Source organism: Aeromonas sp. S9(2024), assembly GCF_041403185.1.
GTDB classification, from domain to species: Bacteria; Pseudomonadota; Gammaproteobacteria; order Enterobacterales; family Aeromonadaceae; genus Aeromonas; species Aeromonas enteropelogenes.
In genome coordinates, this window is the sequence record NZ_JBGLRE010000011.1 from 107490 (window position 1) to 128015 (window position 20526).

Genomic DNA, 20526 nt, shown 5'->3' on the forward strand with positions numbered 1-20526 from the left:
CTTCATCAGGCTGGCCTTTTTATGGGGGATGGCAGGGGGATCACCCTTTTTGCTGGTCGATCACCAGTTTGCCATCCTTGACCGGGATGGTGGCCCCCGGCGCCTTGTCCATCCGGATCACCCCTTCCTGCCCCGCAAGGCGGTAGGTGACGTCATAGCCCAGAGTGCGGGTGCTGCTCTCCTGCACGGTTTTGCAGCGCTGCTCCGTGGTGGTGTAGGTATCTCCCGCCTGCATGTTGCCCTGCACCTGGTTGCCGGCATAGCCACCCGCGACCGCACCGGCGGCGGTCGCCACCTTCTTGCCGCTGCCGCCGCCAAACTGGTGTCCGAGCACGCCGCCCAGCGCCGCCCCCACCACTGTGCCCAGCACCTTGTGTTCATCCTGCACCGGTTTACGGTGGGTCACGGTGACGTTGCGACACACCTGACGGGGCGTCTTGATGGTTTCGGTCACCGGCTTGCTGGCGATCACCTCGGCGAAAGTGGGCTCGGGGGTGAAGAAACCACCGCTGGCCGCAGCCGACAACGCCAGTGCCGATGTAATGCCGATGCCGATCCCCGCCATCATGGACTTGTTCATCTTCTCTTCTCCTGCAATCTCAATCTGGGTGCTTGGCTAGCCTGTATTCATCTTGTCAATAGCGCCCTGGTCGGACAAGGCGAGCCGGGGCTGGCTGCGACAGCTGCTGACAAGGTCAAAAAAACGCCACTTCAAAAAGTGTCTGGCTTTGGCGACAACGGCGAAAAAATCGCCGCGAAATGGCGATGTTGAGGGAACAAGAGGGGGCATGGGCCTATTGTGAGTCGCATTTTGCAATCATCTGGCATAGAGGTGGCCTCGGGCGAGGCTTGTTGGGCGGATCGAGAGCCCTGGGCGTGGGGATTGGGGGCAAGGTGTCAATCCGGCAAGGCTTTTGCAGCGTATGTGGCAAGAAGCGGAAAGGCGTCAGGGGAGATGGATGGCGCGTTGATGCAGAGCCACAGCCAATCCGGGACCTGATACTGAAAGAGTGAGAAGGGGGACTTATGTCACTGTTACCCAGCTGGATCACCCCGGCCATCCAGGCCAACGTCATCACGACGCAGCAAGCCGAACGACTGCTCGCCTCCCTCTATCGGCCGCTGGCGGCAGACGGGGAAGAGTTGCCCGCCGACCTCGCCGACATCAGCCTCAAGCTCTACTGTTTTCGCCAGCAGGGGCGGGTGCGTCACTAACGCCGGCATAAAAAACACGCCGCCCTGCGGCGGCGTGTCACGGCATTGGCCGATCAGGCCAGCATCACCTGCAGCACCAGCATCAGGGCGCCAAAGCCCAGCACGAAGCCCACCATGGGCAGCACGAACTTGACCCACTTGTTGAACTGAATGCCGAGCATCTGCAGGGTGACCAGCACCAGGCCGGTGGGGGCCAGGAACAGCATGGCGTATTGTCCCCAGTTATAGGCCGACACCACTATGTAGCGCGGGATCATCACGGTATCCGCCAGCGGCGCCATGATGGGCATGGAGAGCACCGCGAGCCCCGAGGAGGAGGGCACCACCAGTCCCAGCAAGGTGAAGACCAGCATCTGGCTCACTGCGAACACGGCGCCGTGCATGCCGGAGACCAGATCGGAGGCATAGGCCAGTATGGTGTCCGAGATCATCCCCTGATCCAGCACCAGGTTGACCCCCCGTGCCAGCCCTATGATGAGGGAGACGGCCACCAGCTCGGAGGCTCCCTGGGTGAAGGCTTCAACCGCCTCTTTCTCCTTCAGCCCCGAGATGAAAATGATGATGATGGCGATGGTGAGGAAGGAGGCGGCCATCTGCGGGAACCACCAGCCGGCCATGGAGACGCCCCACACCATCAGCGGGAAAGCGAGGATGAACAGGGTCAGGATGATCTTGCGGCGCAGGGTGAAGGGCACGCCCTCATCCATGGAGCCCTCTTTCAGGAAGCGGGCCCGGAAGCTGTCTCTGTCCTCATAGGTGTAGGAGAAGGCCGGATTGGCCTTGAGCTTCTTGCAGTACCAGTAGAGATAGGCGATCACCACCAGGGTGCCCACCAGGCAGCCGACCGCACGGAAGATGAGCCCCTCGGTGAAGGGGATGCCGGCGGCATTGGAGGCGATCACCACGGAGAAGGGGTTGATGGTGGAGAAGGTGGTGCCCATGGAGGCGGCGAGGAAGATGGCCCCCACACAGACGATGGAGTCATACCCGAGCGCGAGGAAGATGGGCACCAGGATGGGGTAGAAGGCAACCGCCTCCTCTTCCAGCCCGCAGGTGGTCCCCCCCAGCGCCATCACCAGACAGACCAGGGCCACGAACAGGAACTCGTTGCCTTGTGTCTTGCGCGACAGTGCCACCAGACCCGCACTGAAGGCTCCCGTCTTGTTGATGACGCCGATAAGCCCGCCAAGTACCAGGATGAAGACGATGATGTCGGCCCCCTCTATGGTGCCCTTGACCATGCTGACCGCTACGTCACCAAGCCCCTTGGGGGCCTGCTCCAGCCGCTCATAGGTGCCGGGAATGGCGATGGGCTTGCGAATGGTGCCGTTGATGAACTGGGCAACGTCGATATTGATATTCAATTTTTCAAGCTCGGCCTGGGTGGCGGGCACCCGGCTGGTTTCCCCCTGCGGTGTGTTGACCATCAGGGTAGTGCTGGCGGGATTATAGGAGAGTTTGGCATAGGCACCCGCCGGAATAATCCAGGTGAGGGCAATAGCCAGCAACATGATCAGAAACAGAATGGTAAACGCAGTGGGGAATTGTCTCCGGGTCTTGGTATTCGGCTCGGCACACATAAAATGCTCCTCGATAAAGCAGGTTAAGGTTCGGCGGAATATCGGGTCGATAGGGTTCCTTCGTCATGACAGAGAAGTGCGCAGTTTGACTGCCAGCTGCGCACTCGTTGGCGAGAAATCTGGCCTGATATTGAACATCCGGTGGATTGTTTCAGGATGTAACCATAACGTGCTGGAAAGAGGATGAACATGGTACTCACTCGGCTTTATGGGCTGGTTCACAGAATATATTTCCGGCGATCACAAACGTTAATTTTATGTTATTTGGTACATCGCAATACTTATTTCATAATTATTCCTGACGTCGCCTTTTAATTTATTGTCGGATGATGGCTTGATGAAAATAAATATATCTGGAGTGCGTATTCGGCTTGCTCCGAACCGCTCGCGCTATATCAATATTCAGCACAGGGAAAAGGCTTGGGGGTTGCCCGAATGAGAGCTTGAAAAAAGACCCGCTCAAGATGCCGCACTCACGCTTTTAAAGCCTCATACGGATTCCAATACGACGTTTTGCTAATGGTTGCAGCCCCCCCTCCCTGATACCCTGCCATTTTCGCAAGAGACCCACCCGAAGCATGATGCCCGGGTGTGGTGCCCGGCCCGTACCGGGACCGTATGAGTCCCCTCTTTGTGCCATATGTGAGGAAGGAACCCGATGACAAAGCAGAACATCTATGAGATGGGCCTTGAGCAGACATCCGCCAATTTCGATCCCCTGACCCCCATCAGCTTTCTGGCGCGGGCGGCCCGCGTCTATCCCGACTATCCGGCGGTGATCCACGGCCCCTTGCGCCAAACCTGGGCCCAGACCGAACGGCGCTGCCGTCAGCTGGCCTCGGCCCTCGGCTTGCACGGCATCGGCGAGGGGGATACGGTATCCATCGTGGCCCCCAATACGCCAGCCATGTTCGAAGCCCATTTCGGGGTGCCCATGAGTGGCGCCGTGCTTAACACCATCAACACCCGGCTCGACGCCGATGCCATGGCGTTCATCTTCCAGCATGCCCAGAGCAAGGTGGTGCTGGTGGACCGGGAGTTTGGCGCCGTGGTGCAAAAGGCGTTGGCCCTTATCGAGAGCAAGCCGCTGCTGGTCGCCATTGATGATCCCCTCTATCAACAGGGGGAGATGATAAGCGAGCTCACCTATGAGGCTTTTGTCGCCATGGGGGATGGCGAAGCGCCCGGCTGGCTGCCAAAGGATGAGTGGCAGGCGATTTCCCTGAACTACACCTCGGGCACCACCGGCAATCCCAAGGGGGTGGTCTATCACCATCGCGGCGCCCACCTCAATGCAGTCAACAACGTGCTCTCCTGGGAGCTGCCCAAGCATCCTGTCTACCTCTGGACCCTGCCGATGTTCCATTGCAACGGCTGGTGCTTCCCTTGGACGCTGGCCGCGACCGCCGGGGTGAGCGTCTGTCTGCGCCATGTGCAGGCGGCGGCCATCTATGAGGCACTGCACGAACACAAGGTAAGTCACTTCTGCGCGGCGCCCATCGTGCTCAACATGCTCAATAACGCCGATCCGGCCCTCAAGCAGGGGCTGGATCACCCCATCAAGGTGATGACAGCAGGTGCGGCGCCTCCCGCCACCGTGATCGCTGGCATGGAGGCGATGGGGATCGCCGTGACCCATGTCTATGGTCTGACCGAAACCTATGGCCCCTGCGTGCTGTGTGAACCGCAGCGAAGCTGGCAAGGGCAGGATGCCACTTCGCTCTCTCGCCTCAAGGCTCGCCAGGGGGTGGCATCGCCGCTGCAGGGGGAGATGCGGGTCATCAATCCGGTTAGTGGCGAGGTGGTCCCCAAAGATGGCAAGACCATGGGGGAGATAGTGCTGCGCGGCAACGTGGTGATGAAGGGCTATCTCAAGAACCCGGCGGCCACCGCAGAGGCGATGGCGGAGGGGTGGTTCAGGAGCGGCGATCTGGCGGTGTGGCACCCGGACGGTTACGTGGAGATCAAGGACAGATCCAAGGACATCATCATCTCGGGTGGGGAGAACATCTCCAGTCTGGAGGTGGAGGATGTGCTCTACCGTCATCCCGATGTGGATGAGGTGGCGGTGATCGCCATGCCGGACGAAAAGTGGGGAGAGGTGCCTTGCGCCTTCGTCAAGCTCAAGGAGGGGCGTGAGGCGAGTCAGGCCGAGCTTATCGCCTTCTGCCGCGAGCAGATGGCCCACTTCAAGGCGCCCAAGCGGATCATCTTCACCCCGCTGCCCAAGACCTCCACCGGCAAGGTGCAAAAATTCATGTTGCGCCAGCAGCTGTAAGAAAAGTGACGGGGTGGGGGGCTTCCCCTCACCCCCGGTTATTGCTCAGCAGGCGATGCAATTGCGGCCAATCTGTTTGGCCCGATAGAGCATCTGATCGGCGCGGGCATAGAAGCTCTCCATCTGCTCCCCATGCTCGTTTTGCACCAGACCCGCGCTGATGGTGATGACGAGGCTGCTGCCATCGGGCAATGTCAGCGGTTTGTTCATGACAGTATGCCGTAACCGCTCCGCCAGGGAGGCGGCTGCCGTCAGGTGGGTTTCGGGTAGCAGGATGGCAAATTCGTCCCCCCCGATCCGGGCCAGCACATCTTCACTGCGCAGTACGGGTTGCATCACCTGACTCAGATGGATCAAAGCCCTGTCCCCCAGCGGGTGGCCGAAGCGATCATTGATGGTCTTGAACTGATCCACGTCCATCAGGATCAGCACAGAGTGACTGTGATGGCGGGTATTGAAGTTCAGCTGCTTGTCGCACAGCTCGAAGAAAAACCGGCGGTTGTAGAGCTCGGTGAGGCTGTCGCGCACCGACTGGGCGTGCAACTGCTCCTTGAGATGGTGCAACTCCGTGATGTCGGATGAAAAACCGATCAGAGTAGGGGTGCCATTGGCCAGGACAAAGGGCACTTTCACCGACCAGTAGTAATGCATCTTGCCCTGCTCGTCGAACAGGCACTCCTCGCCGGCCTGGGTCTCACCGGTCGCAAACACTTTCCCATCCATCTGCTGCAACTGGGCGGCGATCTCCGCCGGCAACAGATCATCGTCGCGCATGTTGACCATCTGCTCGGGGGGCATGCCAAACAGCTCAGAGGTCTTCTGGTTGACGTAGAGGTAACGATGCTGGGTGTCCTTCATGTAGATGTAGGCATCGACGTGGGCGAGGATGATCTCGAGCAGTTGGTGCTGCTCCGCCAGCTTGGCCTCGATGGCCTTGCGCTCCGTGATGTCGGTGGCGATGCCGCACAGGCCGATCAGGCGCGCCTCCTCGTCGTACATCGGCTTCTTGACGCTCAGATAAATGCGCGGCTCACCGGTCGCCTTGATGTAGTTGATCTCCTCGTCGGCGACGGTGATCTGCTGCTCCAGCACCTGGCGATCGTTGCGCCGCAGGGCGTCCGAGTCATTCAGGTTGAAAAAGCGGCTGTCGTCCTGCCCCTTCAACTGGGCCAGGGTACAGCCAAACAGATCCAGCACCGCCTGGTTGGCATAGGTGTAACGTCCGGCCAGATCCTTGGTGAAGATGTAGGCGCCAATCTCGTTGAAGATGGCTTTGAGCTGCTGCAGCTCTTGCTGGAGCTGGATGAGTGAAGCGGGAGGTTCCTGCATGAGTATATGGCCATCCTTGGAAGACACGATGGGATGGGTGGCAAAGGCGCCCACACCAACGCGCATCAATACTGCTAAATTAAGCTCCACTATCGGAATAAATAGTGAATTTTCCGCGCCTTATGAGCTATGTCACAATGTTGTCAGTAGTCGAAACAAAAAAGACATCATATGAGTCTTTGTTTGTGCTACCGAAAGAGACGATTGTCGGCGCGTCCGTTTCCGCCGCCATTCATGTAGGCACACTCATGTTATGGATATTGGTGTCTGTGGTGTGAAATCGCCACTTAAGGGGCGAAAAACGGGCTGAACGGAAAGGAGGTTTGACGGTGAGCCGAGGGGGCCGAAATCCTGCTTAGGTCTGTCATGCTAATGCAAGCAGCATCACGGAAGGCAAACATGGCGCAATAAAAAAGGATGGCGCCGAAGCAACCACCCTTTCTGTGGTGTCAGCCCGGCATCATGGTTGCCGGGAGATATCCTGTATGCCGGATCAGGCCTTTTTCAGGTAGGCGGCAACCAGCACGATCTGCACACCATTGACCTTGCCTTCGATGTGCAGCGGGTTGTTGGTCAGGCGGATGCCCTTGACCAGGGTGCCACGCTTGGCGGTGAAGCCGGCGCCTTTCACGTCCAGATCCTTGATCAGGGTGACGGAGTCGCCCTCTTGCAGCACGGCGCCGTTGGAATCGACGGTCGGTACGCTGTCGTCATCCTCATCGGCCATGCCCGCTTCGGCCCAGGCCTTGGTCTCGTCTTCCATGTACATCATGTCCAGCAGATCCTGGGCCCACACTTCACCCTGACCGGACAGGGCCTTCAGCTGGCGCCATGCCATCACCTGTACTGCCGGCACCTGGCTCCACATGCTGTCGCCCAGGCAACGCCAGTGGTTGACCACCAGAGTGTCCGGTTGTTCCAGCTGACCACGGCAGGTGTCACAGAGGGCAACGCTGTGATCATCGTCGCTGGCGGGGGAGTGAGGTACCACGAAGGCAGTCAGCTCCTGCTCGGCGCTGCACAGTTCACACTTGGCGCCCGCGCGCGCCTGCAGAATGGCGTTGATGGTCATGTTTTTGGTCCCATTGCTATTGGTAAAACGGCCCGCACCAGGCTTGCCGCGTAAAAGAGGGGGCGGAATATAGCATAAAACCCTGTACTTTGTCAGGTTGAGCCTGGACGTTGCGGTGAGGGTGGCGATTTTTTGTCTGTAAAAAGCGCCATTGACGCCGTGGCGGGAGTGCATTTTGAAAGGGGATCGTTAGAATGAGCCTCCTTTTTGCTGCTGGATAAGGGCTCCCGTGCTGGCTCAACGTTTTCAACAACTGGATCGACTGCTCACCCGGCACAGGCGCTGGTGGCAATATCAACCCTACCACCACCTGACGATGCCCTTTACAGAGGAGGCCCCCGAGCTGGTGGCTCAGCTCAATGAGCTGACCTGCGAAGAACTCGAGGCGCTCGATGGGGACATGGATGCGCTGGCACGCCTGCTCGCGCCCTGGATTGCGGAGGGCCCGGAACTGCAACAACTCAGTCGGCTTGAGCCCTTCACGCCCGAGCCCATTACTTGCAGCAAGAGCATGGCGAGCCACATGCCTGGGCGCAAGCAGGCCCAGATAGAGGCCTTCACCGCCTGCCTGCCCCCCCATCAGGGGCCTTATCTGGAGTGGTGTGCGGGCAAGGGGCACCTTGGCCGGCTGGTATCGCTCCATCGCAAGACCCGGGTGTCGAGCCTGGAGCTGCAGCCACAGCTTTGCGAAGAGGGGCGTCAGCTGGCCGAGCGCGACGGGGCGACCATAACCTTCACCTGCGCCGATGCCTTTTCCCCGGGCTCCGCCCTGCTGCTGGCCCCGGAGCACCACGCCATGGCCCTGCATGCCTGCGGCGAGCTGCATACCCATCTGCTGGAACGGGTTGCCGAGCGCAGGGCGCGCGGGGTGACCATCTCCCCTTGCTGTTATCACCTGATCCGCAGCGTCGACTATCGGCCGCTGTCGGCGCTGGCCCGGGCAAGTGCACTGCGCCTTAGCAAAGCGGATCTCAAGTTGCCGCTGCAGGAGACGGTGACCGGTGGCGCCCGCATCACCCGTCTGCGTGAGCAGGAGGTGGTGTGGCGACTGGCGTTCGACTGCCTGCAGCGCCAGGTGCGCGGGGTAAACGCATATCTGCCGGTTCCCAATATGCAAAAAAGCCTGCTCGCCGGCTCTTTCAAGGCATTTTGCCAATGGGCAGCTGCACGCAAGGGAATGGTATTGCCTGAGGACCTCGATTATCCCACCTTTGTGGGGCAGGGGGAGCGCCGTTTTGGCGATGTGGCCCGTATGGAGTTGGTACGCCACCTGTTTCGTCGCCCCCTCGAGATCTGGTTGGCCCTCGATCGGGCGCTCTTCTTGCAAGAGCAGGGCTATCGGGTCGAGGTGGGAGAGTTTTGTGCCAAGCCCATGACCCCGCGCAACATTCTGATCCGCGCCTGGCGTCCCTGATGGGGTGATGAGAGGGGCTTAAAGCCTCTCTGCTCTATGAGGATAAATTCTATGAAGACACAAATAGGCACTGGCGTACATCTTCTCTGACAGGGGCATCAGGCTCAGCGTGTCGCCTCTTTTTCAGCATGCGATGTGCTCTCTTCTGGCTGCTTGGCTGCACATTTTCAGGGAACTGCACCTCATCTGACGATCCTTTTGACGCAAATGGGCTCAAAGTGAATCCGCTCACACTTCTGATTAATTCTTAATTTTCATCGTGAATTTAGTCGCCCGAGTCCCTATGCTCGGGGGGCCATTCATTGAGGGACAAAGGAGTGTAGTGATGCTAAGACGCAAATATTGCGCCTGCTTGGTCGCAGCCATGTTTGTTGCGCCCGGTTATGCCGCCATGAATATCCAGCCCGATCCGCAAAATCCGGGGGGCTACCTTATCTCGGCGGCGGACGTGAAGGCGGTAGAGCAACAGAAGACCGCCAATCCCATGTACGCCATCTGGTCCAAGGCGCTGGCAACTCGCCCCAATACGGTGGTGGATGCCATCGAGCCGGGCCTTGCCAGCAACCCGGAGAACGTCAAACGGGTAGAGCGAGTCTTTCCACAGGCAGAATGGGATTTTCTGACCCAAATGGCTGCGCCTGAATACACCTATGTCCGCTTCTTGCGGGCCATCGGCAAGTTCCCGGCGTTCTGTGGTGATTACAGCGACGGTCGCAATGCCGACGAGATCTGCAAAAAATCCATTGTGACCGCCTTCGCCCACTTCGCCCAGGAGACGGGTGGCCACATTGCCAAAGACAACATCTCCGATAACCCGCTGGCACTGGAAGAGTGGCAGCAGGCATTGGTACACGTGCGGGAAATGGGCTGGTCGGAAGGGCAGACCGGCTATACCACGGGGTGTGGCCAGAACGACTGGCAAAACAAGAAGTGGCCTTGTGCCACCGGACAGGGCTACTTTGGCCGCGGGGCGAAGCAACTTTCCTATCATTTCAACTATGGCGCCTTCTCGGAAGCCATGTTTGACGGTGATGCCAGCGTATTGCTCAACAACCCGGGCCTGGTTGCCGACTCCTGGCTCAACCTGGCCTCGGCAATCTGGTTCTTCCTGACCCCACAGGCCCCCAAACCGGCCATGCTGCACGTGATCGATCGTACCTGGGTGCCCTCGACGCGAGAGACCAATGCCGGGATTGGTTATGGGTTTGGTACCACCATCAACGTCATCAACGGCGGCATCGAGTGTGGCGAGCAGAACAAGGACAAAGGCCAGCCGGTCAACCGGATCCGCTACTGGGAAGGGCTCTCCGCTCACTACCAGATCCCCCTCAAGAGTGACGAGAAAAACACCTGCTGGCAGCAGACGCCCTATGGCAGCCTCAATCTCAATGGCGCCACTGACGTGCTCTACACCAACTGGGATGGCAACTGGAAATACTACCCGGATCGCCCGGGGGGTTACTCCTTCGAGTGCGAGCTGGTGGGCTTCCAGACTGCCTATTCGGCTCTGGTGCCCGGAGACTACGAGAAGTGTGTGACCAACCTCTATGGCTCCCACGCCAGCTGGCCCAAGGTGCGGATCGTGGAGACATTGCCTGTACCGCCAGTTGATCCGGGTGAGCCACCTGTGGACGGTATCCCGGCCTGGGATGCTGGCAAGGTCTACCAGGGGGGTGACAAGGTGAGCCACAAGGGCGTCGTCTATCAGGCCAAGTGGTGGACGCAAGGGGACGATCCCGTCAAGGGCGGCCCCTGGGCGCCAGTCAGCCAGTGATGAGCGATGAATATTACTCGCGAGCGTCAGTTTGGTGCTGACTAAATGAAATTAATTGAGCAGCTGTAAGTCAAGAGGGAGGCCTGGTGCCTCCCTCCTTATTTATGCCGCCGGTTTGCCAGATACGAGATATCTCGCCATAGCCAAACTATACCGACATAGATAAGAGATAATGAGTGGTGGAATAGTGGGAGGTTCTTTATCTTCGGTACTTTTATCCTCAATACACTGAACATGTTGAGACTGCTGTAGCCGGTGTGATCATCATCAAATCGTTTGTGCAGGGTGCGTATAAAACTGTCGCATGCGCAATAAATACTCATGTAACTGACCACTGGGGTGTAAATGCACTATATCGGCGGTCTGCCACCAGATAATCGCGCAATACATCTTAAACTCACCTTCAATCTCATCAGCGAGATGAGATTAGTGTCACATATTATCCGGATACAACATGTTATGCATGTCAAATATACCTTGGATTCAAGCTAGTTAATCATATTGACAATAAAGAATAGCGAACGATGAACAATGCTATCCAACCTCATGAGATTAAATGGCTGGAGGGTGATGATAAGACAATGATGGTTCAGATATAGCAGTATTTTCTTCTCGTTATTGATGACAATGCGAGTTGTCGTCGAGTGAGTGTAAACGATGTATATGGTTGAGTGACAAAATGACGGAGGATGGAATGGTAAGACATTTCATAAATGATTCAATCTCATAGAGATATCAATTCTTTCAGGGAGGTTAGAAGGTTATCATGGCTAAAACTAAAACAGTTTATTACTTGTTGGCAGTTTCAATAGCACTGATTGTTGTTCTACTGGTACTTGCAGGATGCAATAATGACTCATCTGATACTAGCAAGCCTGTTACTCCAGAAGTTCCAGTTGTCTCGGTTATTCCAGCACCGGTAAAGCTTGAACAAACGGAAGGTGGCTGGTCGGTAGATAATACTGTGAATATTGTCTATGAACAAAATAAGGAGTTAAAGGATGAGGCTACTTATCTTGCTGATAAGCTTAAGCAGAATAATAATTTAAGCCTCAATGTAAAGGAGGCTCCGGTTGATGACTCAACCAAGACTGAAAAATCTATCATTCTCTCTGTCGAAGCGTCAGCCACCGTATCCGAAGAGGGTTATAAACTGAATATTGTTGATGGGCAGGCAAACATTATTGGTAATACAGAGACGGGTGTGCTGTACGGCATTCAAACATTATTGCAACTCTTGCCATATGAAAAAAATACGTTGCCAATTGTCAGCATCATCGACTATCCAAAATTTAGCTGGCGTGGTATGCATCTTGATGTGGCACGAAACTTCTTCAGTGTTGATAATATCAAGAAATTCATAGACCAGCTGTCATATCATAAACTTAATAAATTTCATTGGCACCTGACGGATGATCAAGGGTGGCGGATTGAGATCCGTGACTGGCCAAAACTGACGGAAGTGGGTGGGTGTCGGGCATCAACACCGCCTTATGGGGATAGAACAGGGTCAGATGGCCAACCAACCTGTGACTATTACACACAAGAAGAGATAAAAGAAGTCGTTGCGTACGCCAAGAGCCGGCATGTGGAAGTGATCCCCGAGATCGATATGCCAGGCCATATGGCGGCGGCCGTGGCAGCCTACCCTGAATTGGGCGTGACGGATACCACGGAACCCTTTAAGCCAGAAGTCAAAACAACATGGGGTGTACACCCTTATTTGCTGAATACAGATGTGGCGACATTTAGGTGGATTGACCAAATATTCACCCAGATAGCCGAGCTGTTTCCCAATTCTCGCTATGTCCATTTGGGGGGGGATGAGGCGACTAAAGAGCAATGGAAAACATCCAAGTCAGAACAAGACAGGATTAAAGAACTAAAACTCTCTGATGAGAATGGTCTGCAGCGTTGGTTTGTACGGGAAGTAGAAAAAACTATCAACAGCAAAAGATTCACCGCTGTTGGTTGGGATGAGGTTATGGAAGGTCGTGGAGTGGAAGGGGATGACATATCGAAGAATATGGTTGTGATGGCTTGGCGAGATAAAGATAAAGGCAGACTGGCAGCAGAAAGAGGGAACCCGGTTGTGATGGCTTCAGGGCTGTATTTTGATCATTATCAAGCACCAGAGAAGCAGGAGTTGGCGAAGGGGGTTGAATATGAGGCAATTTGTTGCCTGACAACATTACAGGATGTCTACAACTATGATCCTATTCCTCCCAAATTGGCTATTGAGTACAGGGGTAATATTCTTGGAGCACAGGGTCAGCTCTGGTCTGAGTATATGCATAGTTGGGACAAGGTTGAGTATCAAGCGTTTCCAAGGATGGCAGCACTATCCGAAATGTTATGGACACCGAAAGAAAGGCAAAACTATGAGGACTTTAGAGGACGCTTGAACAGCATGCTGGCTTATTATGAACGTGAAAATATTCGCTATGGCGACATTTACGATGGCCTCAAACAGTAACAATATGTTGGTTATTGTTTGATAAATTGGAAGGGCTGTAAAAGTGGTGCAATGACTCTGTACTCTCTCGGTACAGAGTCATTGAAAAACCCAAAAGCCATCAAAGCTTTCATTTTTAATGCTGTTGCAGATGAATTTAAAATAACAACTAACAGTGCTCATTTTTGTTGTTGCAGTGTACCGATGTGGCACAACTGAGAGAGACACGACATGACTGAACTCATAGCAGTATTAAAAGATGGGGCATGGCCGATAACTATTTTTATAGCATGGTATATGGGCGAGTTGGCGCAGCGCTGGACAAAATTGCCACGTATTAGTGTGTATGCAGTGGTGGGTTTCATTCTGGCTTCATCACAAAGCGGTTTTTTGCCGCCAACAAACTCGAGCACCACATTGCTGGCAAATATTGCATTCGGGTTGCTGCTGTTCGAATGTGGTTACCGGATTAATTTACATTGGCTTCGTACTAATCCCTGGATTGTGGTAACCAGTGTCACGGAAAGCATGTTCATTTTTATCACTGTGTATGCCGTGATGATCTGGTTTGCGCAATCGCAAATGATTGCATTGTTGCTGGCGGCGTTATCAACGGCATCCTCGCCGGCAACAATCATACGAGTCATCCTTGAACAAAGAAGTTCCGGCCAGGTGACCGAACGGGCGTTGCATCTGTCGGTGTTGAATTCGATGTTGGCCGTGTTGGTGTTCAAAATGATACTTGGCCTGGTTGTGTTCAATACGTCTGGCAATGTATGGGATGCGATACATATCAGCCTGATGGTGTTGTTCGCTTCTGCGGGTGTCGGCGCTGTGATGGGAATGATGATTCCGACCCTGTTAAGGCCGACAGACCGAACCACCCATGATAATACCCTGGCATTCACGATCACCGTTATTGGGCTTGTTGCACTGACACATAGCCTCAAGCTCTCTCCCATCTTTGCTGTGCTGATATTTGGGATCGTGGCGCGCCATCGTCGGGTCGTGTTGACGTCATCACAACGTGGTTTTGGTTCATTGGGTGAACTTGTCTCCATATTTTTATTTGTCTTTATTGCGGCCAAGCTGGCATGGGGACAGGTATATGCCGGTATCTGGCTTGGTCTCTTTATTCTGGTCGTGCGACAGTTGGTTAAAGCGGTTGTGATAAGCATTTTCGCAAAACTGAGTGGTATCTCCTGGCATAAGGGATGGCTTGTCGGCCTGGCAACGGCTCCCATGTCGGTCTCCATTATCTTGATGCTTGAACAGGCCCGCTACCGTGGGGTTGATCTAGTCGATCAACTGTCACCACTTATCGCGATAGCCCTGATGCTGGAGATATTGGGACCTGTCTTGAGTCAGCTGGCATTGCGTTGGGCTCATGAAGTGGCTGAGCCACATAAGGAGGTTTGATATGCCACTTGAACCCTTTAAATCGTCACAAGCCCTGACGCTGGGGGTTGAACTGGAGTTGCAGCTGGTCAGCTTTAGCGATTTTGACCTGGCTGCTGCCAGCCCCGATATGCTCGAATTATTGGGGCGTGATATTTTCCCGGGATTTGTCGTGCCAGAAGTGACCGAGAGCATGCTGGAAGTCATGACGGATGTGCACGCTGAATACACTACCCTACTGTCTCAATTGATAAAAATCAGCACGGCTCTGGTACAGGCAGGTGATCGCCTTAATATCGGCGTCTGTGGGGGAGGCACCCATCCTTTTCAACTGTGGCCTGAGCGTCGTATTTTTAACAAGACAAGGTTCAAGGAGGTGTCGCTGTTATATGGATATTTGACAAAACAGTTTACTATCTTTGGTCAACATGTTCATGTTGGTTGTATTGACGCCAATGAGGCACTCTTTCTTTTACATGCCTTGAGCCGTTATGTTCCCCATTTTATTGCGTTGTCAGCCTCGTCACCTTTTGTGCAGGGATATGATACCTGGTTTAATTCTGCCCGTCTTAATTCAGTATTTGCATTTCCTCTGAGTGGCCGGGCGCCATTTTATCTGTGCTGGGAAGAATTTGTTCACAAGTTTTTCTCAAAAATGGAAAATACGGGCATTGTCACCAGCATGAAGGATTTCTATTGGGATATCAGACCGAAGCCGGAATATGGCACAATTGAATTGCGAGTATGTGATACGCCATTATCGGTAACTCGTGCTGCGGCAATAGCCGGATATTTACAGACACTCTGTAAATATCTGTTGGAACGCAGTGAACCCGATCCGGTAGAGGATGACTATCTGGTCTACAACTACAATCGCTTTCAGGCGTGTCGTTTTGGCATGGAAGGGATACTGGTACATCCCAAGTCTCATGAAAAGATGTCATTACATGATGATATCTTGGCCACCGTTGCCCGCATTCAGCCCCATGCCGATGCCCTGCATTGTTCAGCCGCCCTCGAACATGTTTTGCAGATCGTTCGGGAAGGGAATGATGCACACTATTTGCGACGAGAGTATGAGTTGAACGGGAGCGTCGAAGGCATGGTCGATTTTGCCCTGCAGCGGTTTCGCGCGTCTGTCCAGAACTAGTCAACCGCAGACGATCGGGTGCCTCGCGGATCAAGTGCATGAAAATGGAGAGTGGCTTTTTCGGTCATATTGAATGAGCCTGCCTCTGACACGGGCTTTGCCAATGCGTTGTGTCTCATGCAAGGGGTGAGTCGGGCAGATTACTTCATCACCTCCTGCTGGCAGCAGTTGCGCCCCTGCTTTTTGGCCAGGTAGAGAGCGGTATCGGCCCTGTGCACCAGTTGTTCGACCGTATCCTGGGCACCCTGGCTGGTGCTGATGCCAATGCTGACGGTGAGTGGGACTTCGATGCCGCTATTGAGCTCATGAAGCCCTGATTCGATGATCGAGCGGATCCGCTCCGCGCTGCCCCAGGCTTGTTCCTGCGAGGTTTCCGGCAGTAGCAGGACAAATTCCTCGCCCCCCCAGCGTCCCAGCATGTCCACTTCCCGAAGCTGTCTGGCGATGCGCTTGACCAGGCTGAGGATGGCCCGATCCCCTTGCTGATGGCCATAGGTGTCATTGATCTGCTTGAAGTGATCGATGTCGATAAGCAGCAGACTCATGGTATGGCTGAAGCGTTGGCTGCGCTGCATCTCGAGATGCAGCATTTCGTCGATGCGGCGGCGGTTGGCGATCCCGGTCAAGGGATCCGTGGTGGCGGCCACTTTCAGCTCCTCCACCAGACGAGCCCGCTCCGAAATATCCCGCAAGATGGCGGTCATCTCGGTGGTTTGCCCCAGATTGATCTTGGCAATGGTCACCTCCAGCGGAAATTCGCTACCATCACGCCGCAATCCCATCACGGCGGAGCGGGCGTGCATGGGGCGAGAGTTGATGGGGGAGTTGCTGAAAGACTTGAAATAACCCTCATGATGGGCGCGAAAGCGTTGGGGCAACAGGGTTTCCAGGCGCTTGCCAATATAGCTCTCGTCGATCCCGAACATTTCGCAGGCGGCGGTATTGATGAGTTCGATGCGCGACTCGCTGTTGACGCTGATGATGCCGTCATAGGCGGAGTTGACCACGGCCTCGAAGCGCTTGCGGCTCATCTTGAGCGCCTCTTCCAGCTGTTTCTTGGTGGTGATGTCGATGGCGGTGACCATGATCCGGCTGATGCGGGAGTGCTCCGACATGATGGGGGAAATCACAAAACGCCACCAGCTGGTGCGTGACAGGGTGTCGATGGGCAGTTCGCTCTCCAGCCCCGTCTGCTGGGTGACGCACTCGTTCATCGGCGGCTCTATGCAACCAGTGATGTAACGGGGGAACATTTCGCCCAACCGCTTGCCGATACTGCCGACGACATCCAGCTCGAATGCCTGGGCAAAGGTGTCATTGGCCGACACCAAAATAAAGCGGTCATCCTCATCAAGCTCAAACATGGCCACAGCGGCACCGATGGCATTGAGTGATGATTTGATATCGGCGTGGGTTCCCTGTGTAAACATGTAACCTCCATTGCGAATAACTCATTGATAATCAGCATAGAGCTGCTTTATTTGGCGTTATGTTTGTGTCGGGCATCGGGGCCGTTTGTACCAACAGTTTCATCCTGTATTGCCTGCATCAGATTTGGCAACTATTCCTTCGCGGCTGGTGGTGAATAAAGGGGTGAGCTTTACTCTGTGGACTCGTGGATCGACGTCATGCATCTTCGCAAGGTATGAATGGCAGCAGTGAGGGAGCGGCTCGATCGGGAATTTACCTTGGTACAAATCGGGAGAGGGTGATGAAGATCAGCGTCGAGACGCGTGTCGAACAAGAGATAGAAGCGGTGTGGTGGGCCTGGAATGATCCGGATTGTGTGGCCAGATGGAATGCGGCTAGCGATGACTGGCACACGACCAGCAGTCGGGTCGATCTGGTGGTTGGGGGGCGTTTTTGTCATCACATGGCGGCCAGGGATGGCAGTGCCGGTTTTGATTTTACCGGCACCTTCACTCGTATCGAGGCACCCAACCTGCTCTGTTATGTGATGGATGACGGGCGAGAGGTAGAGGTTCGTTTCACCGAAGAGGCGGACGTGACGCACGTTTATGAACTCTTCGATGCCGAGACCGAGCACAGTGCGGCCGCACAGCAGGCCGGTTGGCAGAGCATCCTGGATAACTTCAAGCGTTATGTGGAGGCCGCCGGATAGTGACCCGTCAGCGCCGATAAAAAACCACCGCAAGACGCCGGTGGTTTTTTTATTGCGCCTTGATTGCGCGATGCGCTGGTGTGGCGCTGCCCGTGGATCGTCGCGAGGCCGTTACTCTTCTATATCCAGCAGTACCAGGATGGCGCTGTCGCCGCCCCATTCACGGGGGGCCTGGTGGAAGGCGCGCACATTGGGGTGCTGGGCCAGCCAGCTCGGGATGCGCTGCTTGAGGATGTGTTTGCCGATGCCGTGCATCACGGAGGCGACGTGAATGTTTTCTTTTTGGCAGAGGGTGAGCAGGGCGGCCAGCTCCTGCTTGGCCTGTTGCTGGGTCATGCCGTGCAGATCCAGATAAATCTCCGGCGGGTAGCTGCCGCGCTTGAGCTTTTTCAGCTCGAATTTCGACACGTCTTCACGAACGTAACGGGTCGGCCCATCCTCTTCCAGATGGGGTTGGTACTCATCGCTGAAATAGTGGTCAACCCCAAGCTTTTCGCGGCTTTCACGCTGTTCGCGTTTCTGCTTGACCGGGCGCAACTCGGCCCTTATGGTATCTTGCTTGATTTTCTGGGTACCTTTTATCGCATCGCGGAACAGCTGGGTTTCCTCGTCTGTCGGTGAGGGCGTTTTTTTCATCAGGTACTCGTCTTGCTCGCTTTGTAAAATTCTCGGGCCGGATATTACTCGACTTGGAGGTGGATTTGGACAAGATATTTATCGATGAGGTGGTTGCCGAGATGCACACCATCCAGGACATGTTGCGCTGGGCCATGAGTCGTTTCAACGACGCCGGTATCTTCTACGGACATGGGACCGACAACGCCTGGGATGAGGCTGTGCAACTGGTACTGCCCGCGTTGCATCTGCCGCCGGACGTTGATCCCGCCATGCGCCACTCCCGCCTGACCAGCAGCGAACGTCACCGTATCGCCGAACTCATCATTCGCCGCGTGCAGGAGCGGGTGCCGGCACCTTATCTGACCAACAAGGCCTGGTATGCCGGTTGGGAGTTCTATGTGGACGAACGGGTGTTGATCCCGCGTTCTCCCATCGCCGAGATGGTGGCCAACCGCTTCGCGCCTTTCCTCAAACATGAACCGACCCGGATCATGGATCTCTGCACCGGCTCCGGTTGCATCGCCATCATCATGGCCCACGAGTTCCCCGAGGCGGAAGTGGATGCCATCGACATCAGCGTCGATGCCCTCAACGTGGCCGAGCGCAACATCAATGATCACGGGCTGGAGCAGCAGGTCATTCCGATCCGCTCCGATCTGTTCCGCGATCTGCCGGCCGGCGACAAGTACGATCTCATCGTTTCCAACCCGCCCTACGTGGACTCCGAAGACATGTCGGATCTGCCGGACGAGTTTCGCCACGAGCCCGAGCTGGCGCTGGCATCGGGTTCCGATGGCCTCAAGCTCACCAAGCGCCTGCTGGCCCATGCTGCCGATTTCCTCAAAGAGGACGGCGTGCTGGTGGTCGAGGTGGGCAACAGCATGATCCACCTGGAGGCCCAGTTCCCCGAGATCCCCTTTACCTGGGTGGAGTTCGAGAACGGCGGCCACGGTGTGTTCGTGATGACCCGTGACGAGCTGGTGCAGTATCAGGATCATTTCGCCATCTACAAGAACTAAGCAGGAGCAAGCATGGCAGGGAACAGTTTTGGCCAACTCTTTCGGGTCACCACCTTTGGCGAGAGCCATGGCCTGGCGCTGGGCGCCGTGGTTGACGGCTGCCCGCCCGGGCTCGAGATCAGCGAAGCGGATCTGCAGGGGGATCTTGACCGGCGCAAGCCCGGCACCTCCCGCTATACTACGCAACGCCGCGAGCCGGACGAGGTAAAGATCCTCTCCGGGGTGTTCGAAGGAAAGACCACCGGGACCTCCATTGGGCTGCTTATCGAAAACACCGATCAGCGCTCCAAGGATTACTCCGATATCAAGGACTTGTTCCGCCCTGGCCATGCCGATTACACCTATCACCAGAAGTACGGTCAGCGTGATTATCGCGGCGGTGGCCGCTCCTCTGCCCGCGAGACCGCGATGCGGGTGGCGGCGGGGGCTATCGCCAAGAAGTACCTGAAACAGGTGCACGGCATCGAGATCATCGGTTTTCTCTCCCAGCTCGGCCCCATCAAGGCCGAGGCGTTCGATGGGGCGCAGATTGAGCAAAATCCCTTCTTCTTTCCCGATGCGGGCAAGCTGGAGGAGCTCGATCAATACATGCGTGATCTGAAGAAAGAGGGCAACAGTATCGGTGCCAAGGTACAAGTAGTGGCTCGCAACGTGCCGGTGGGCCTGGGCGAGCCGGTGTTTGACCGCCTCGACGCCGACATCGCCCACGCCATGATGGGCATCAATGCTGTGAAAGGGGTGGAGATCGGTGACGGGTTTGCGGTAGTGGAGCAAAAAGGCTCCGAGCACCGTGACGAGATGACCCCGACCGGCTTTGCCAGCAACCATGCGGGCGGCATCCTGGGCGGTATCTCCTCCGGCCAGGATATCGTGGTGAGCATGGCGCTCAAGCCTACCTCCAGCATCACAGTGCCGGGCAAGACCATCACCACGGAGGGGGAGGCGACCGAGATGATCACCAAGGGGCGCCACGATCCTTGCGTCGGCATCCGCGCCGTGCCCATCGCCGAGGCCATGCTGGCCCTGGTGTTGATGGATCACCTGCTGCGCCACCGTGCCCAGAATCAGGGGGTGATGACTCATACCCCGCAGCTGCGCTAAA

16 protein-coding genes are annotated in these 20526 nt (G+C 55.8%); 10 read left to right on the forward strand and 6 right to left on the reverse strand.

All coding sequences use genetic code 11. The annotated features are described in order from the left end of the window. Positions 1-40: 40 nt before the first annotated feature. Positions 41-580, reverse strand: coding sequence for a glycine zipper 2TM domain-containing protein (locus ACB028_RS16885; protein WP_268854534.1), 540 nt, complete (start codon positions 578-580; stop codon positions 41-43). A 446-nt stretch (positions 581-1026) separates the two neighbouring features. Between ACB028_RS16885 and ACB028_RS16890 the strand changes: the two genes are divergently transcribed. Beyond that, positions 1027-1215 carry a hypothetical protein gene (locus ACB028_RS16890; RefSeq protein ID WP_371144785.1) on the forward strand — a complete coding sequence of 63 codons (189 nt, stop codon included), beginning with the start codon at positions 1027-1029 and terminating at the stop codon, positions 1213-1215. A gap of 53 nt (positions 1216-1268) precedes the next feature. On the opposite strand, the gene ACB028_RS16895 is transcribed toward ACB028_RS16890, so the two are convergent. Further along, on the reverse strand, positions 1269-2795 hold the full coding sequence (locus tag ACB028_RS16895; RefSeq protein WP_371144786.1) for a YfcC family protein: 1527 nt from the start codon (positions 2793-2795) through the stop codon (positions 1269-1271). A 658-nt stretch (positions 2796-3453) separates the two neighbouring features. On the opposite strand from ACB028_RS16895, the gene ACB028_RS16900 reads away from it, so the two are divergent. Further along, positions 3454-5073 (forward strand): acyl-CoA synthetase, encoded by a 1620-nt coding sequence (locus ACB028_RS16900; RefSeq protein WP_371144787.1) that lies wholly within the window; start codon positions 3454-3456, stop codon positions 5071-5073. Between the two features lie 45 nt (positions 5074-5118). On the opposite strand, the gene ACB028_RS16905 is transcribed toward ACB028_RS16900, so the two are convergent. Further along, positions 5119-6402 carry a diguanylate cyclase gene (locus ACB028_RS16905; RefSeq protein ID WP_216992387.1) on the reverse strand — a complete coding sequence of 428 codons (1284 nt, stop codon included), beginning with the start codon at positions 6400-6402 and terminating at the stop codon, positions 5119-5121. A 493-nt stretch (positions 6403-6895) separates the two neighbouring features. After that, a complete protein-coding gene (locus ACB028_RS16910; protein ID WP_042069286.1) occupies positions 6896-7474 on the reverse strand; it encodes an alkylphosphonate utilization protein in 579 nt (192 codons plus the stop codon). A gap of 229 nt (positions 7475-7703) precedes the next feature. Here ACB028_RS16910 and ACB028_RS16915 point away from each other — a divergent pair, with 229 nt between their 5' ends. The 5 genes from ACB028_RS16915 to ACB028_RS16935 all read left to right on the forward strand — a co-directional run bounded on the left by ACB028_RS16915 (position 7704) and on the right by ACB028_RS16935 (position 15665). Then, complete coding sequence (locus ACB028_RS16915) at positions 7704-8888, forward strand: methyltransferase (RefSeq protein ID WP_371144788.1); 1185 nt, start codon at positions 7704-7706, stop codon at positions 8886-8888. A gap of 325 nt (positions 8889-9213) precedes the next feature. Next, positions 9214-10662 (forward strand): chitinase, encoded by a 1449-nt coding sequence (locus tag ACB028_RS16920; RefSeq protein ID WP_371144789.1) that lies wholly within the window; start codon positions 9214-9216, stop codon positions 10660-10662. 766 nt (positions 10663-11428) lie between these two features. After that, positions 11429-13138 (forward strand): beta-N-acetylhexosaminidase, encoded by a 1710-nt coding sequence (locus ACB028_RS16925; protein ID WP_371144790.1) that lies wholly within the window; start codon positions 11429-11431, stop codon positions 13136-13138. A 210-nt stretch (positions 13139-13348) separates the two neighbouring features. Then, positions 13349-14536: a cation:proton antiporter gene (locus ACB028_RS16930; RefSeq protein WP_042026127.1), complete on the forward strand. Its 1188-nt coding sequence runs from the start codon at positions 13349-13351 to the stop codon at positions 14534-14536. A gap of 1 nt (position 14537) precedes the next feature. After that, a complete protein-coding gene (locus tag ACB028_RS16935; RefSeq protein WP_371144791.1) occupies positions 14538-15665 on the forward strand; it encodes a YbdK family carboxylate-amine ligase in 1128 nt (375 codons plus the stop codon). A 140-nt stretch (positions 15666-15805) separates the two neighbouring features. Here the strand turns inward: ACB028_RS16935 and ACB028_RS16940 are convergent, their stop codons facing one another. Next, positions 15806-17095, reverse strand: coding sequence for a sensor domain-containing diguanylate cyclase (locus tag ACB028_RS16940; RefSeq protein WP_026457123.1), 1290 nt, complete (start codon positions 17093-17095; stop codon positions 15806-15808). Positions 17096-17376: 281 nt separating this feature from the next. Between ACB028_RS16940 and ACB028_RS16945 the strand changes: the two genes are divergently transcribed. Continuing rightward, positions 17377-17787 carry an SRPBCC domain-containing protein gene (locus ACB028_RS16945; RefSeq protein ID WP_371144792.1) on the forward strand — a complete coding sequence of 137 codons (411 nt, stop codon included), beginning with the start codon at positions 17377-17379 and terminating at the stop codon, positions 17785-17787. A gap of 111 nt (positions 17788-17898) precedes the next feature. On the opposite strand, the gene smrB is transcribed toward ACB028_RS16945, so the two are convergent. Beyond that, positions 17899-18423 carry an endonuclease SmrB gene (gene smrB, locus ACB028_RS16950; RefSeq protein WP_371144793.1) on the reverse strand — a complete coding sequence of 175 codons (525 nt, stop codon included), beginning with the start codon at positions 18421-18423 and terminating at the stop codon, positions 17899-17901. Between the two features lie 65 nt (positions 18424-18488). Here smrB and prmB point away from each other — a divergent pair, with 65 nt between their 5' ends. After that, a complete protein-coding gene (prmB, locus tag ACB028_RS16955; RefSeq protein ID WP_026457121.1) occupies positions 18489-19424 on the forward strand; it encodes a 50S ribosomal protein L3 N(5)-glutamine methyltransferase in 936 nt (311 codons plus the stop codon). A 12-nt stretch (positions 19425-19436) separates the two neighbouring features. Next, on the forward strand, positions 19437-20525 hold the full coding sequence (aroC, locus tag ACB028_RS16960) for a chorismate synthase (protein WP_042069294.1): 1089 nt from the start codon (positions 19437-19439) through the stop codon (positions 20523-20525). The last annotated feature ends 1 nt before the right edge of the window (position 20526 follow it).